We start from the raw sequence: 15,560 nt of genomic DNA on the forward strand, positions 1-15,560 counted from the left end.
TTCTCCGGGCCGGGTCGCGTCCTGGTGGCGCAAGTTTCGTTCACGGTCAAGGTCTTGACCATTCGTCGCTGGCGCGGGATGTCTGGCGGGCGCGGCTCAGGGCGGCCGCGCGGAGGCCGTTGCTTTCGTCTGCTGGTTGGAAATGAAGAGACATCATTGAAGCATTGGCCGGAAAAGCGCTTATGAGAAGTGTGTCGAGGTTCTGGGCGGCAGCGTGTTTGCTACTCGCCGCGGGCGTCGGAATGCCCTCCACGGCATGGAGCACGCCATCGAATACGCTCGATGCCGTTCGTGCGAGGGGCAGGGTCATCTGCGGCGTCGCCGACAATACGCCAGGCTTCAGCGAAGTTAACCCTCGCGGAACCTGGAGCGGCTTGGACGTCGAGTTTTGCTCCGCCTTGGCAGCGGCCGTGCTCGGAAATCGCGACGCGGTCAAATATCTGAGCCTCAATCCTGGCGATCGATTCAAAGCCCTCCAGGACAGCGAGATCGACGTTCTGCTCGGCGCAACGTCCTGGACGCTCACCCGCGATACGGAACTCGGCGCGCGCTTCGCCGGGGTCCTTTACTACGACGGCCAAGGCTTCATCATTCCGCGCAACCATTCGATCGCGAGCGTTCTTGAGCTTTCGGGCGCCTCAATCTGCGTCCTCCCGGGTTCCAGCGACGAGACCGCGATCGCCGACTTCTTCGGCTCCAGAAAAATGCGCTATCAGCTCATCACGACCGACCGTTGGGACGATTTGGTCAAGACATACTCAAACGGCGGCTGCACGGTCCTGACGGGCGACATCTCCCTGCTCGCCTACGAAAAAAGCCGGCTCGGAAACGGGTCGGACCAGATGATTCTGCCCGAAATAATCACCAAGGAACCCTACGGTCCCGCCGTCCGCATCGGTGACGAAAGCTGGTTCGCGGTCGTTCGCTGGACGCTGATGGCGCTCGTTGCCGCGGAAGAATTGAACATTTCGAGTTCCAACATCGAGACCGCGAAATCCTCCCCCTCCCATGAGGTGCGCCGCTTTCTGGGCCTCGACGCCGACCTCGGCGCGCCGCTCGGCCTGTCGCGCGATTGGGCCTATCAGGTCGTCAAGCAGGGCGGCAATTATGGCGAGATCTTCGAGCGCACGCTCGGGCAGAATTCCGCGTTGAAACTTGATCGCGGGCTCAACAATGTGTGGAGTAAAGGCGGCCTGATGTACGCGGCGCCATTCCGCTGATACGAATCCACGACAATGGAATGCGGCGTGGCTCGTGAGCGACAGGGCTAGTCATGGGCGATCAAGCAACATTTGAAACACTGCTGAGCGCCGCCGCCTTCGCCATTCCGGTCGCGGTCCTGCTCACGCTTTTCGCTTTGCTGCTCAACCGGCGGCTTAAGCGGTCATCCGTAAAATCAAGCCAAGCGTCGCGGTCAGCGGTGGGAATTGCGGCGCCGCTGTCGCCGGCCAGGGAGCAAGCGGAAGCAGCCGAGCCGCCGCCGAAGCTCGAGGACGTTGAGACGCTCAATAAGAAAATCGAGCTGGCTCTGGCGCGCGGCGAAAAGACATCGCTGTCCCGCCTCTATTACGATCTGGCGGCCGGTCACGAACGCCTGGGCAATGTCGAAGCTCGCATGTCGGCGCTGCGCTCTGCGGCGGGATACGGCGCGCTTCACGGGCCCGGTGGGGCACACGCCGCAGCGCGTCTGGCCCTCGCTGAAGCTGCGCAGCGATCCGGCGATCTGACCACCGCATGCGAGCAGTGGCAAATGGCGAAAGCGGCGTACCAGCAAGCAGGCGACACCGATCAGCAGGAGCGCGTCGAAAAGCGGATGCGCGAAAACGGCTGTCCGACCGACTGGGTCCTCACCGATTTCTGACCTACGCCATCAGTTCGGACCTTGGCCGGTCGGCATGATCGTCGTCGCACCGCTCGAAGGTTGAATGCCCCGGTCGTCGCGTGCCGCCGTCATCAAAACCTCGATGCTGACATGGTCGCCGTCTTTGATCTCGAAGGTCTTCTGGAAAATATGCCCGCCTGAAGAGGCGGTCACTTCGTACTTGCCTGGCGCCAGCACGTGCGTCGGAAGCGCGCCGACGCTTTCCTTGATCGTCTCGCCGTCGTCCGTCTGGATCGTCCAGCGCGTGTCCGGCATCGCTTCGCCGCCGGATCGGGTGACGAGCTTGAACGTCGCCTTGCCGCCGGAATGCGTGACGGTCGTCTCCGTCAGCTTGCCCGCTTCGACCGTGACGTCGGTTTCGATTTTGGCGTTCGCATCGCCATACAGCGAAACGACCCGGTAAATGCCGGAATTGAGCCGAATGATGAGGTTCGGCTTCGCGGCTGTGATCACGGCAGATCGGCTTTCGAACTGATCGCGATCGTCGGCGAAAATCGAATAGGTCACCGAGCCGGGCGGGGCGGGCTTTCCGTTGATGAGCGCCGACAGCCGCAGGCCACCGGCGTTCAAAACGAAAGCTTCGAACGGCGGCCCATCGGCAGCCTTGACGGTGATCTTGCGCGTCAGGTTGGCCCGCCCGAACGCGGCATTGACCGTGTAGTCGCCGGGTTGGAGTTTGAGGAACGGGCTCGCCTCATGCGACTCCATCAAAAGCTTCGATTTTCCGGCCTGTCCTCCCGTCTGGAAAACGCGCCACACCAGACCCTGGTCGATTTGCTGGCCGTCGCCCGTCAGCAGGGCCACGAGCCTGACGCCCGGCCCTTTGGTCTTGCCGCGTTCGACGACGGTGGTGTTCTTGCGCTTCTCGATCGACGGTCCCCAAGGCCCCGTGGGCGGTCCATCCGGTATCGGCTCTTCCGCAAACGAAGCCGTCGCCGCGAAGATCGATAGGAGCACGGCCGCGAACGCCGCAACCTGTGCGCGGATTGCTACGCCCAAGTGCCGCCGGGCTCCCGCCCGCCAGTTTTTCGCTGCCGCTTCGATCATCCTGGTCCGATCTCGATCTTTTGGCTTTCACCGGCGCGAACTTCGAACGACGCCTGCCCATGCTTGCCGCGCGCCTCGCAGCGCACCGTGTAGCGTCCCGGCGCCAAAAGCGCAGTCGCCTGCGTCCCCGTCGCACGCCATGTCGGCATGCCGCTCGCATCTGAGACTTCCCAGAAGATATCGCCGACGATCGCCGACTCTCCGGACGGCGGCGAGAAGTTCACCTCGCCCGCTGCGATATCGATGACGGCGTTCGCTGGTTTTCCGGCAACGACCTCGAACTCCTTCGTCGCCGAGATGTGAGAGACCGCAAGCGATGCGGTGATCCGGTAATGCCCAGGCGACAAGTCGAGCGTGAGGTCGGGGCCCATCGCCCGCGTGATGCCCGTGCGATCGCCGTCGATGCGGTCGACCCGATAGAAAATATTCTGGTCGGCTTTTGCAGGCGCCCCCGCGACGAGCGCCGAAACCTTGAGCGGCACGAGGACGAGGGCCAGCGTTTCCGTCACCGTCTGTCCGGCGCCGACAGCGATGCGTTTGCGAACGTCGCCGCTCCGCGAGCGGGCACTGACGTAGTAGGTGCCTTCTGGAAGCGTGAAGCTCGCGTTCGGGCTCCGCGACCGCGCCACCTCGCGGCGGCCGTCAGGGCTTTCCGGATCGTCGGCGGCAACGGCGAAAAGAACGTCCTGGATGATGGCGCCGTCCGTCGCCGCAGCGGAAAGTTCGACCCGGCCAGTCCCAAGCGAAATGTCGAGCGGCTTGTCGTCTCCGGCGGCGAGCTGCAGCGTTTGCGACGAGCGCGCCGCGCCGTCGGCGGCCGTCAAGGTGTAGGTCGCTGGCGCGAGGAAGAGGTCGATCTGGCCGTTGCTGGCGATCGTCACCGGCTTATCGCCCAAGGCGAGGGTCAGTACGGCGGTCTGCGACGGGGCTCCGCCCTTGCCGGTGCTGACGCGCGCACGAAGATGCGCGGCGTTGAAAGGCACGATGATGCTCTGCTTGTCGCCGTCGGCGATTGTGATGTCCTGGCGTGCCGTGAGCGATCCGAGTTCGGCCTCGACCTCATAGCCGCCGGCCGGAAGCTTGGCGGTGATGTCGTGACCTTCGGCTTCGGTCACAGGGGTCTTTTCGCCCTCTTTGAAAATGCGCCACTTGAGCGGGACCGTGAGAAGCGGGCCGGCATCGACAAGCGCCGCCGATGCTCTAAGCGATGCGCCTGCCGGCGGTGGCGGCGCTGTCGGCTTGCCGTCGGCGGGATTGGCACCCTGCGAGAGCGTCTCGCCCGGAGACAAAATAGCAAGCTGCGCGGCTTCGCCGATGGCGGCGGTGAGGCCGTTCGAATCCGTGATGTCGTAGAAATGCCCGCCGGTCGCTTCGGCAATACACGCCATGCGCGGCCGCTCCTTGTCCGGAATGCCGATGCCGATGACCTGCACGGCGACGCCCGGATAGGTCTTCGCGAGATTGCTGGCGACGGCGCAAGTATCCTGCTGGCAATTGTCGGCACCATCGCCGATGAACAAAATTTGCGCGGGCCGTGATTGCCCGATCGCGGTCATCGCGACCTTGAGCGCCGCCGTGAGCGGTCCCGGGCCACGCGGATTGAGCTTGGCGATGGGATCGAGAACGGCCTGCCGCGGACTGTCGGGCGCTGCGATCAATTCAACGTCGTTGCAGTCGCCGCGGCGGCGGTGGCCGAATGACACGAGCCCGAGCCGCGTCGAATTCGGCTGCGCCAGCAGACCGCCGAGTTTTTCGCGGATGATATCGATCTTGGCCCGGTTGTCGGGCGGCAGACGCGCCCACATCGAGCCCGAACCGTCGAGCACGACCATGGCCGTCGGCTCATCGCCGCTGAAGGCGGGTTCAACGCCCGCGGTCAGAGAAACCGCTGCAATAGCGACCGCGACAAATCTCAAAAAAGGCCGGCGCATTTGATCTCCACGCCCGTTTTCGGCTCTTGTTCCGATTCTGAACTTAACGGGCCGCTTGTAACAGGGCGGGCCCTCGTATAGCGAGACGGGCACGAATAGTACGGAACATGACATGAATACCGCGATTTTTGAATTTCTTGCGGCAAGACGTTCGGTGAAACCGGACCGGCTCGCCGAACCCGGGCCGAATGCTGAACAGCTGAACGACATCCTGACCACGGGTGCGCGCGTTCCCGACCACAAGAAACTCTCGCCATGGCGCTTCATCGTATTCGAGGGCGACGCCCGTAAGGCAGCCGGAGAGATCTTCGCCGAGGCTTGCAAGAAGGAAGACCGCCAGGAGCCGTCGTCGATCCGGTTGGAGACCGAGCGCGGCAGGTTTCTGCGATCGCCCGTCGTCGTCGCCGTCGTCTCGTCCGTGAAGGCGCGCCCTGGCGCCCCGGAATGGGAGCAGGTGCTCTCGGTCGGCGCTCTCTGCTTCAATATGTGCCTCACCGCCAACGCCCTCGGCTTCGGCACGTCGTGGCTGAGCGAGTGGATCGCCTATAGCCCGACGGTCCGTCAGGCGCTGGGCCTTGCCGAGCACGAGAAGATCGCGGGGTTCATCTACATCGGCACGCCGATGGAGAAGCCAGAAGAACGCGAGCGCCCGAACATCGACGCGCTGGTCAGTCGCTGGCCGGCCTGACCTAGCCGGCCTAGCCTGGCCGAACCGACAGGTGGGAGCGGTCCGGCGAGGCCCGCGTCTTAACGCTTCGTTAACCACGACCTGCCAAGATTCGGAAATGCGTGTTTGCGATCCCGATTCGCGGCCGCGGTATCAGCGCCGCGTGGCCCGGGCCGGAATGCAGCACAGGACCAAATCATGGCCCTCCGCGCGTGCTTCCAGGCACCTGCAGGAGGGCCAGTCGGTTTCTGGGACGACCGGTGATACCTCGTCATGATGGCCATTGACAGCCTATCGAGTCCTCACGCCACGGCCCTGCGGCTTCTGAGGCAAGCGCGGGGTGAAAGCGATGGCGAATCGACGAACACATCGAATTCGACGCCGGACGCTTTCGACAAGCTGTTTGCGACCAAGCTCGATGAAAATGACGATAGCGATCAGGATCTTACCTATAAGCCGACCGCTGCGCCGCTGACGACCGCGTCCGGTTCGATCGTCGAACCCCTGACTGACGAGGGCGGGGCCTTCGATCAGAACGGGAACCCCCTGCCTGTTGTGCATCGGATCAACTGGAACGGTGTCGAAGTCGCCCGCATTTACGACAGCGGAGCAGCGATGATAGCCGGTGGCTTTGACCTCTCATCGCTGGGATGGGATGGCCAGACGCCTGATGACGAAAAGGACGCCGCAGGTAAGGAACTTACAGGTATGAGCCTCGCTGACAGGCGGTTCGAAAAGCTCATAGCGTTCTTTGCGACACAGGCCTAACCCTCCGCACGAATACGAAGGCCTGAAGACAAGGCGCCCGGTGGGGCTAATACCTGAATTGCTCCGCCAGCACCCGCTCTTCGAGCCCATGTTCGCGATCGAACATCATGAACAGCTCGATGGCGCGCGCCTGCTCGATATCGACCTTCACCACATGCCGGGTCTCGAAGTGATCGGCGACGGCGCTGACCGGACGCTTCGCATCCTCCAGAACGGTGATCGTGATGTGCACCTTGTTGGGAACGAGGGCGCCGCGCCAGCGCCTTGGCCGAAAAGGGCTGATGGGTGTCACCGCCAGAAGCTGCGACTTGATCGGCAGGATAGGCCCGTGCGCCGATAGATTATAGGCGGTCGATCCGGCCGGGGTCGAAACCAGGACCCCATCGCAAATCAGCTCCTCCAGCCGCACCTTGCCGTCGATGGCGATCTGCAACTTGGCGGCCTGATAGCGCTGGCGAAAGAGCGATATCTCGTTGATCGCCAAGCTCTTGTGCGCCTTGCCCGCCGAATCCGTCGCGATCATCGAAAGCGGATGAATGCGGCTGATCTCGGCAGCGGTGAGCCGCTCGATCAGATCGTCTTCCCGGTAATCGTTCATGAGGAAGCCGACGGAACCCCGGTTCATGCCGTAAATCGGTATCTTGTCGTTGATGAAGCGGTGTAGCGTCTGCAACATGAAGCCGTCGCCGCCGAGCGCGACGATGGCATCGGCTTCGTGGGGATCGGTCTCCCCGTAGCGCTTGATCAAGGCGGCCTGCGCTTCGATCGCTTCGGGAACCTCGCTCGCGACGAAGGCGATGCGTTCGAATTTGTGCTTTTCTTTCGGCATCTAGGCCCTTCGATTCCTGACGGGTCGCGCAGCAAGGCAGGGAAGCTCGCCCAAGTGCCGCCAAACGACAAGCCCCTGACGCGAGATATCGGAGAGCGGATCGCTCCGCCAGTCGCCGATGTGGTGATGATTTATGCGACCTTCCCCGACCGGCAGGCGGCGCTGGCGCTGGGCCGGGATCTGGTCGAGCAGGGATTGGCCGGATGCATCAACGTTCTGCCGTCCATGACGTCGATCTATGTCTGGAAGGGCGAGACGGAAACCGCCGAAGAAGCCGTGCTGATCGCCAAGCTCGCGCGGGCAGGAGCCGACCGCGCCGTCGCGCATATCATTGCCAATCATCCCTATGAGACGCCCGCAGTCCTGGTGGTGCCGGTGGTCGGAGGAAGTTCCGATTATCTGAACTGGGTTGCGGACGGAACGCGGCAGGTCTGACGCCGTCAATAGACGCCGCCGAGCGATAGCATCAGATTATACCGCGGAGTGCCAGGGCGGGGACGACCACGGTCGGAGGCATATTTTCGTCTCGGCCTGTCGCCGGAATAGGAGTGCCGCGATTTCGGCCTCACCTTGTTCAGTCCGGCATCGGGGTCTGCGGGAAGCACAGGAACGGCATTGGCATCGCCCGTGAGGTTGTCCGAATCCGCGTTCGGACCAAGTGCCGCGACATTTGAGGGCGCACGTGTGTTTTCCTCCGCCGGCACGATCGTAATCCGCTTCCATTGCGAAGAGGTATCGGCAGGCGCCGCTGGTGTTTCAGGAATCGGCGCACCGACCGACATGCGGCCCGGTAGTGGATCCGGACGCGCAGCGACCGGAACTTCGGCGACCTTCTCGTTCTGAAGCCACGGCAGCTTCTCCGGCTCCGCCGTCACGGCTGGTCGGTCTTGGGCCGCTAGGCGCTCAGCAGCCAATCGGCGCTCGGCAAGCCGCTTCGATTTTTTCGTCGCCTGAGCGACGACGGCGCGCGGCACGCAGCGGTCGCCGTCGGAAATCTGACCGGCCGGACATTCCGCCGTGCATGCAATGTCCTGGTGGCTCTGCACGAGAGCGAGCAACACATAGTCGGGATCGTCGAAAGGCAGGGTGGCATTGGCGCGGTCCATGAACGCCGCCATCGCGCGCCGCGTCGCCGCAGTCCATGTGCCGGTGATCTCGCCCTGGTAGCAGCCGACGCGTCTCAGTTCGCGCTGCAGATCGCTTGCGAGTTCGGCACGCGTTTCAGGATCGGCCGGATTGGCCGACCTGAGCGGCGACGCAACAGCCCGCTCGGACTGCACGACAGTCGTCCAGGTCGGCTTCTGAGAGGAGGGAACCGCAGGCCCCACAGCTTCCTCGGGGATCACTTCGCGAAAAGCCGGTGACTCCGCTGAGAAAACGCGTGCGCCGGTGTCGCCCCTATAAACGCGATCGGGCGCGGCGGAGATGCGAACGACTTCGTTGAGGTCTGCCGAGTGGTCGGAAGCTGGAAACAGGTAGCTATAGGCGGCGACCGTGGCAGCGGCCGTCAGCAACAGCACTCCACCCAAGCGCGACATGGCGGAAACTCCAACCAACTCATACGCACAGCTCAGCTTTCGGTCGCGACGAACACGACGCCGCTGACGCATGCTGGAGCGAATGTATCACCCGGCGCAACTTGGTAAATGCCAAAAGCACAGCTTCGATGACGACGCATGACTGCGGCGCGAAAAACTCGTGGAAGGAGTGCGATTTGTACGACGCTCGCCGGTTAGCCTCGCCACAATTGCGTCGTGCATAAGTCTTCAACGACCGGTGCAAAACCTCTTGATAACCGGGCCTTTTCAACCGCTCCGGACCGGGAGCGGGCCCCCTGCCGGGCCTCCGCGGCGCGCCGGTCACGCGACACTACAATTCTGATTCTCCTGAGAATTCGGATTCACACGGGCGGACGACTCAGTTACGGCTCAGGGCGAGGGGAGTTTAATTCGCGTAGTTTTCCACCCTCGCGCTTGCCCTGAGGGAAAAAGTTTTCCACCTCTGATTTCTTGCGGCGAAATCGTGGCGATACTTTGGGGCGGTGTCGGGAGTGGTTGCTCTTGGCTTGCTTGGTTGCGCGGTCTTCGCGTCGCTCGTCTGCCGGTGTCATGGGGATGACATCGGAGCTCACAGCCGAACGAAACGGACATCATGGCAGCCACGCCCGTTGTGCGTTCCGGAGCCTGGTCGGCGTCCCCCCTCGGACGCAAAGACCACAACGAAATGGCCGGTGTTGTTTCGCGTAACGGAGCCGGCCTTCACAGGAGAGGGCACACGATGAGACACGTTTTAGGCGTGTTGGGGGTTCTAGCAGCAGGCGTATTGCTCGCCGTATCCGCTGCGATGAACTGGCGTTTTGGCTTCAGTCTCGGACGAACCGAGCTGGATGGCCAAATTTACGGCGCAGCATCAGCTGCCGCCGACTGCATGAAGGCACTGGTACCGTTTTTCTTCTTTGCCGCAGTTCGAAACCGGATCTGGTCGCAGGCGACTGCGTCAGCGCTCGTCTGGGTGGTCGTGACAGCCTACTCAATGACGTCCGCGCTTGGCCATGCCGCTCTGAACCGGTTCGATACGACCGGGCATCGTGCGCAAGAGGCTCAGGCCTATCAGGATCTGAGAGGCGAGCTGAAGCGCGCGGAAGAGCAGGCCGGGTGGATCCCTCAGCATCGTCCCTATGACGCGGTGCAGAGCCAGATCGATGGCATGAAGATGCAGAAGGCCTGGCAGTGGTCTGACGGCTGTAAGAACGTCAATTCGAAAACCGAACGGACATTCTGTCAGCAGTTGACGGCTCTCGACTCCGAACTCGCGTCTGCAAGTTCGGCCAAGACAGCCGAAGCGCGCATCGCCGAGCTCAGAGCGAAGATCGATGCGACCGCAGGGTCACCTGCTCTCTCCGAAGCTGATCCGCAAGCCAAGGTTCTGACCGAACTTGCGAATGCGTTCTTCCCGAGCGTCAAGATCGAAAACGTTCAGATGGCGTTGACGTTGTTCGTCGCGCTGCTGCTCGAAATCGGTTCTGGGTTCGGCATGTACGTCGCATTCAGCCAATGGCGTCTCTATGATCGCCAGCCTAAGCCTGTCACGCCGAGAATGGCGCTGACGGAGGAAAGCACCGCTGCGGCAGCGGTGGCGGTTCCGGTGCTCACACCGGTGACCGTTGAAACGAAAAAGCCGCGTTCAGGCGCCAACGACAACCGGTCGATCGAGATTCCTCTCGAAGCACCCGTTGCCCCGGCGCGAGCAATCGAAGCTCAGCCCGCAGAAGTGCATCAGGTTGAGACGAAAGTTGCTGAAACCCGCAGCACGATGCCGGTACGGCGTCTTGCTCCCGAAACCAATACCGAACGTTTCTACAAGGAGAACATCGAGGTCCGCGACGGATCGAGCGTCACGGCTACTGAACTCTACGAGGACTATTGTTCATGGTGTGAATCTAAGAACAAGGAGCCCGCAGCACTTCCGAGCTTTGCACGTGAATTCGCTGAGCTTGGCGTGAAGAAGGAAAAGGTAGCCGGCCGGGTGCGCTACATCGGTATCGCACTCAAGTCCGACATGGTTCTCGAGGAGGCTACGAAATCGCCTCTCTTCGGCACGGTCGCAGCCTAGCGCTGCTTCCTGAAACGAAAGGCCCGCTTCTGCGGGCCTTTTTTTATGCAAGTTTTTGATTTCGACGGCCCGCCCAGTGCGGGCCTTTTTTGTTTTTGGGGCACCATGAGTGGGGCTATACTCACTTCGATCGGTTTTGGGGTCCTTTAGAAGGCGTCGATTTTCGGAGGATAACGTGAAGCTACTGATCGCAATTATGGGTCTCGCGATCATTTCGGGCGCATCGCCGCTGGCCGCGCAGAGCATGACCGATATGGTCGATTTCAGCTCCGATGCATACACCAAGGCTGAGATGAGCCGCGCCGACATCGCCACAGCAATCGGAAAGCTGCAGCCAGGCGAAAAGCTCAACCTCTCCGGAAAGTCACTGAACGGTCTTGACTTGTCCGGCATGGACCTTCGCCGCGTCAATCTCCAAGCAGCGCGAATGATGCATACGAACTTTTCAAACTCGAACCTCGATGGCGTGGACTTGGATTCCGGCTGGTCGTTGAACTCGAAATGGGTCGGCGCGAAGCTGAGAGGCGCGAGCTTGTTCCAAACGCAACTTCAAGGCGCTGATCTCGAAGGCGCAGATTTATCCGGCGCTCACGTTGCGGGCGACTTCAGCAAAGCCAGTTTGCGAAACGCTGTTTTCGACAAGGCGGACTTGTCGCCCAACGAAGCCAATCAGTCGATGGGACTGATGCGGGGAACCTTTCGGAATTCAACGCTCGACGGCGCATCGTTCCGCGGCGCGAACATGCATCGCGCTCTAATCGAATTCTCTTCCCTCAAAGATGCGGACCTGACCGGAGCAAACTTGGATGACGCCGAACTCGGCGGTTCCATCTTCGAAGGCGCCAACGTGAGCGGGGCGAACCTCGTGAACGCGGATTTTACGTCCGCGAACGTGGGCGGGATTAAAAATCTCAAGGACGCGAAGAACTGGGACAAGGCGAAAGGGCTCCCTTCCATAGCGCAGTGAACAATCAAGCGGCTTGGAGTTGGTCGCAGCCTAGCGCTGCTTCCTGAAACGAAAGGCCCGCTTCGGCGGGCCTTTTTACTTGCAAGTTTTTGACTTCGACGGCCCGCCCAGTGCGGGCCCTTTTTTATTTTTTTGGAGAAGCTTAGGCCGTGTGTGATGGACCTGTTGGTCTGCGGGGACGACGTAACGGTCCTGAATGTCATTATTCCGGCATCCGAAGCGCATACCTCGACCATCCCCCCAAGTTCATGCGGGCGCGTGGAGTTCGAAAATGAAGATCGACATCACAAGCCAGGAATTTTTTCGCGATCCAGCCGCGGCGGTTGCTCGGCTGCGTGCCATGGGGCCAGTTGTCGAGATTCATTTTCCCATCGTCGGGAAGGTCTGGGTCACGACCACTTATGAGATTACGGGCCGCGTACTCAAGGACAGCGAGACGTTTACTCTCAGGAAGAATGGCGGAGCGGTTGCAGGCCTCCGTTGGTGGATGCCCCGCGTCGTCCGCTCTGTCTCAAACAACATGCTGACCATGGACGAGCCGGACCATACCCGGCTCAGGGAAATCGTTGATGAAGCCTTTCGCCGTCGCGCCGTCCTCGACATGGAGCCGCGTATTCGCGCCATCACGGACACGTTGGCGAATGAGCTCTTCGCAGGCGGCAGCCCCGCCGATGTCGTGGATCGTTATTCGCGGCGTGTCCCCCTCGCAGTTATTTGCGAAGTGCTGGGGCTGCCTCAGGCAGATCGGCCGCGCTTCATGGCATGGACCAACAGTTTCACGCGGCTGACCAATGTCATGGGCTTTTTCGGTTTGATCCCGGCCATGATTTCCATGAAGCGCTATCTCGAAGGGCAGCTCGATGTCGCGCGCGCAAACGGCGGCGAAGGTCTGATCGCCGAGCTTGTCCGCGTTGAAAAGGAGGGCGGCAGGATCAGCCGCGACGAGATGGTCTCGATGGTGTTCCTATTGCTTGGCGCCGGCACCGAGACGACGACGCACCTCATCAGCGGATCGGTATTCGAACTCCTCCGTAATCCCGAGCGGCGCGATTGGCTCGAAAAGGATTGGTCCCGAATCAATCTCGCAATTGAAGAGTTCTTGCGCTTCGTCTCACCGGTACAGTTTTCAAAACCACGTTATATCCGGAAGGATATCGAACTCGGCGGTATCCGCTTGCCGGCCGGCGACAAAATCATGGCCATGATCGTGGCCGCCAACATGGATCCGGCAGTATCAGAACACCCCGAGGTGCTCGATCTCGATCGCCGCCCGAACCGCCATATCGCCTTCGGATCGGGGATCCATTTCTGCCTCGGTCATCAGCTCGCGCGGATCGAAGGCAAGTGCGCGCTGCAGGCGTTGTTGACGCGCTGGCCCAAGCTCGAGCTGGCCGTGCCCGAGACTGAAATCAGATGGCGGGCGCGACCTGGTATCCGCGCCATCGCCAGCTTGCCCGTGCTCAGCAAGTGAGGCCCGCCACCTTCACCGCAAACGCGTAGTTGAAGGCCGTGTCCTTCAAGCCGTCGAAGCGGCCTGAAGCGCCGCCGTGGCCCGCACCCATGTTGGTCTTGAGAAGCACGAGGTTGTCGCTCGTGTTCAGCGTCCTGAGCTTGGCGATCCACTTCGCCGGCTCCCAATAGGTCACGCGCGGATCGGTCAGGCCAGCGAGCGCCAGGATGTGCGGATAGGTCTTCGCCGCGACGTTGTCGTAGGGCGAATAGCTGCGGATGTATTCGAAGTCCTCTTTGCTCGCGAGAGGATTGCCCCACTCGGGCCACTCGGGCGGCGTCAGCGGCAGGTCCTTGTCGAGCATCGTGTTCAGCACATCGACGAACGGCACGTCGGCGATGATTGCGAGGAAGAGATCGGGCGCCATGTTGGCGATTGCGCCCATCAGCATCCCGCCCGCCGATCCGCCGTTGGCGACGATCCGGCCGCGCTGCGTGAAGCCTTCCGAAATCAGATGCTCGCCCGCGGCGATGAAATCGGTGAAGGTGTTTTTCTTCTTTTTCATTTTGCCGTCGGTGTACCACCGATAGCCCTTGTCCTTGCCGCCGCGAATGTGCGCGATCGCAAAGATGAAGCCGCGGTCGACGAGCGACAGCCGCCCGGTCGAAAATGATGCCGGCATCGCGATGCCATAGGCGCCGTAGCCGTAGAGGAAGAGCGGCGCCGAGCCGTCGAGCGGCGTCGTCTTCTTGTAGAGCAAGGTGACGGGAACCAGCTCGCCGTCCGCCGCCGGAGCGAGGAGACGGCGCGTCACGTAATCCGCCGGATTGTGCCCGCTCGGAATTTCCTGGCGCTTGCGCAACGTCCGCTCGCGCGTCGCCATATCGTAGTCATAGGTCTCCGCCGGCGTCGTCATCGACGAATAGGTGAAGCGGATGCGCGTCGTCTCGAACTCATAACCCGAGCTGAGGCCAAGTGCATAAGCCTCTTCGTCGAAGGCGATGGTATGCTCGCCGGCGAGATCGAGAAATGTGTCGCTCTCAGGCTTTAGCGGCGTAACGACGATGCGCGGCAGGCTCTCTTCGCGCTCGAGCCGCACCATGAAGCCTTGAAACACGCTGACATCGATGATCAGCCGCCCGGGCTTGTGCGCGACGATCTCACGCCAGTTTTCTTCTCCGGGATTTTCGACAGGCGCCGTCACGATGCGGAAATCTTCCGCGCCCTCCGAGTTGGTTGCGATGACGAGCCGCGCTCCATGATGCTCGACGCTGTATTGGTGTCCGACGCGGCGAGGAGCGACGAGCCTCGGACCGGCGCCGGTATTCGCGGCGTCGATGAGGCGGACCTCGCTCGTCTCGTGATCGTGGATGTCGATGACGATGAACTTCCGCGATTGCGTTGACGACAGTCCGACGAAGAATCCGGAATCGGGTTCGGCGTAGACGAGTTTATCTTCGGATGCCGGTGTTCCGAGCGCGTGGCTGTAGACGAACAGCGGCCGCTGATGCTCGTCGACCTTGATGTAGAACAGCGTCTTCCCGTCGTTCGACCACTCGAGGCCGCCATGCGTGTCGGGAATTTCGTCGGCGAGATCGTTGCCCGTCGCGAGATCGCGGACGCGGACGGTGTAGAGTTCCGAACCCTTGTCGTCGGTCGCGTAGGCGAGCAGCTTGTGATCGCCGGAGTGGGCGGTCGCACCGAGATCCCAATAGCCCTTGCCTTCGGCTTCCTTGTTCCCGTCGAGAAGAACCTGCGCATCGTCCACCGAGCCGCCGCGGGGAATGCGGCAGAGCTGAGCGTATTGCCCGCCTTTGACGAAGCGCGGGAAGTATTCGAATGGCCCGTGCGGTTGGGGAACTTGCCGGTCGTCTTCCTTGAGACGCGCCTTCATCTCGGTGAAGAGCGTTGCCTGAAGCTTTTCCGTGTCGGCGAGCATCGCATTCGTATAGGCGTTTTCCGTTTCGAGATGGCTCCGGATCGCCGGTGCCAGCACGTCGGGCTTCCTCATCACCTCCTGCCAGTTCTCCGCGCGAAGCCAGGCGTAATCGTCGCTGAGCCTGACGCCATGGTGGGTCGCGACCGACGGCCGCCGTTCGGCCACGGGCGGCGGCAACTCCGCAGTCTCTTTGGCGATCGCAGACGTTTTCGTTTGGACAGTCATTCGGAAGCGGACCTTTTCATGGGGGGAGGATGATTTTGTGGTTGTTCTCGGCCGCCTATGCCCGGGCGTCAACGCGCCATCATGACGGAGTAATGACCAGATGAAGAAGAGGGCGGACCAAGAATTAGCGATGTCGTAATCTAAATAGCAGCCGAGATTGACAAGGAAGTCGTCATGTAGTCAAAGCTTTCGCAAGTGAAGTCGAGTTGATCTCCTTGTCTACTACGTGATTTCGAGATCCGC

13 protein-coding genes are annotated in these 15,560 nt (G+C 61.6%); 8 read left to right on the forward strand and 5 right to left on the reverse strand.

The window, feature by feature from the left end; genetic code table 11:
• Nucleotides 1-182 precede the first annotated feature (182 nt).
• Together AB4Z24_RS20480 and AB4Z24_RS20485 are read left to right on the forward strand one after the other, a co-directional pair.
• Nucleotides 183-1,220 carry an amino acid ABC transporter substrate-binding protein gene (locus AB4Z24_RS20480; protein WP_441711179.1) on the forward strand — a complete coding sequence of 346 codons (1,038 nt, stop codon included), beginning with the start codon at nucleotides 183-185 and terminating at the stop codon, nucleotides 1,218-1,220.
• Nucleotides 1,221-1,273: 53 nt separating this feature from the next.
• On the forward strand, nucleotides 1,274-1,861 hold the full coding sequence (locus tag AB4Z24_RS20485; protein ID WP_441711181.1) for a hypothetical protein: 588 nt from the start codon (nucleotides 1,274-1,276) through the stop codon (nucleotides 1,859-1,861).
• A gap of 9 nt (nucleotides 1,862-1,870) precedes the next feature.
• Here the strand turns inward: AB4Z24_RS20485 and AB4Z24_RS20490 are convergent, their stop codons facing one another.
• Together AB4Z24_RS20490 and AB4Z24_RS20495 are read right to left on the reverse strand one after the other, a co-directional pair.
• Nucleotides 1,871-2,929, reverse strand: a complete 1,059-nt coding sequence (locus tag AB4Z24_RS20490; protein WP_441711183.1) for a hypothetical protein — start codon at nucleotides 2,927-2,929, stop codon at nucleotides 1,871-1,873.
• Nucleotides 2,926-4,860, reverse strand: a complete 1,935-nt coding sequence (locus AB4Z24_RS20495; protein WP_441711185.1) for a vWA domain-containing protein — start codon at nucleotides 4,858-4,860, stop codon at nucleotides 2,926-2,928. The genes AB4Z24_RS20490 and AB4Z24_RS20495 overlap by 4 nt, the downstream gene beginning before the upstream one ends.
• A 112-nt stretch (nucleotides 4,861-4,972) precedes the next feature.
• On the opposite strand from AB4Z24_RS20495, the gene AB4Z24_RS20500 reads away from it, so the two are divergent.
• Together AB4Z24_RS20500 and AB4Z24_RS20505 are read left to right on the forward strand one after the other, a co-directional pair.
• Nucleotides 4,973-5,548 (forward strand): nitroreductase family protein, encoded by a 576-nt coding sequence (locus AB4Z24_RS20500; protein WP_441711187.1) that lies wholly within the window; start codon nucleotides 4,973-4,975, stop codon nucleotides 5,546-5,548.
• Between the two features lie 252 nt (nucleotides 5,549-5,800).
• Nucleotides 5,801-6,295: a hypothetical protein gene (locus tag AB4Z24_RS20505; RefSeq protein ID WP_441711189.1), complete on the forward strand. Its 495-nt coding sequence runs from the start codon at nucleotides 5,801-5,803 to the stop codon at nucleotides 6,293-6,295.
• Between the two features lie 46 nt (nucleotides 6,296-6,341).
• Here the strand turns inward: AB4Z24_RS20505 and AB4Z24_RS20510 are convergent, their stop codons facing one another.
• Nucleotides 6,342-7,124, reverse strand: a complete 783-nt coding sequence (locus tag AB4Z24_RS20510; RefSeq protein WP_441711190.1) for an NAD kinase — start codon at nucleotides 7,122-7,124, stop codon at nucleotides 6,342-6,344.
• A gap of 54 nt (nucleotides 7,125-7,178) precedes the next feature.
• On the opposite strand from AB4Z24_RS20510, the gene cutA reads away from it, so the two are divergent.
• Nucleotides 7,179-7,559, forward strand: a complete 381-nt coding sequence (gene cutA, locus AB4Z24_RS20515; protein ID WP_441711192.1) for a divalent-cation tolerance protein CutA — start codon at nucleotides 7,179-7,181, stop codon at nucleotides 7,557-7,559.
• Nucleotides 7,560-7,564: 5 nt separating this feature from the next.
• Here cutA and AB4Z24_RS20520 read toward each other — a convergent pair whose 3' ends face one another.
• Nucleotides 7,565-8,662, reverse strand: a complete 1,098-nt coding sequence (locus AB4Z24_RS20520; protein ID WP_441711194.1) for a putative peptidoglycan binding domain-containing protein — start codon at nucleotides 8,660-8,662, stop codon at nucleotides 7,565-7,567.
• A 739-nt stretch (nucleotides 8,663-9,401) separates the two neighbouring features.
• Between AB4Z24_RS20520 and AB4Z24_RS20525 the strand changes: the two genes are divergently transcribed.
• The 3 genes from AB4Z24_RS20525 (at nucleotide 9,402) to AB4Z24_RS20535 (ending at nucleotide 13,174) form a co-directional block, all read left to right on the forward strand.
• Nucleotides 9,402-10,736 (forward strand): hypothetical protein, encoded by a 1,335-nt coding sequence (locus AB4Z24_RS20525; protein WP_441711196.1) that lies wholly within the window; start codon nucleotides 9,402-9,404, stop codon nucleotides 10,734-10,736.
• 175 nt (nucleotides 10,737-10,911) lie between these two features.
• Complete coding sequence (locus AB4Z24_RS20530; RefSeq protein WP_441711198.1) at nucleotides 10,912-11,703, forward strand: pentapeptide repeat-containing protein; 792 nt, start codon at nucleotides 10,912-10,914, stop codon at nucleotides 11,701-11,703.
• A gap of 271 nt (nucleotides 11,704-11,974) precedes the next feature.
• Complete coding sequence (locus AB4Z24_RS20535) at nucleotides 11,975-13,174, forward strand: cytochrome P450 family protein (RefSeq protein ID WP_441711200.1); 1,200 nt, start codon at nucleotides 11,975-11,977, stop codon at nucleotides 13,172-13,174.
• On the opposite strand, the gene AB4Z24_RS20540 is transcribed toward AB4Z24_RS20535, so the two are convergent.
• Nucleotides 13,164-15,317, reverse strand: a complete 2,154-nt coding sequence (locus AB4Z24_RS20540; RefSeq protein ID WP_441711201.1) for a S9 family peptidase — start codon at nucleotides 15,315-15,317, stop codon at nucleotides 13,164-13,166. The genes AB4Z24_RS20535 and AB4Z24_RS20540 overlap by 11 nt on opposite strands.
• Between the last annotated feature and the right edge of the window lie 243 nt (nucleotides 15,318-15,560).

It is taken from the genome of Hyphomicrobium sp. 2TAF46 (genome assembly GCF_052114865.1).
Classification (GTDB): domain Bacteria; phylum Pseudomonadota; class Alphaproteobacteria; order Rhizobiales; family Hyphomicrobiaceae; genus Hyphomicrobium_B.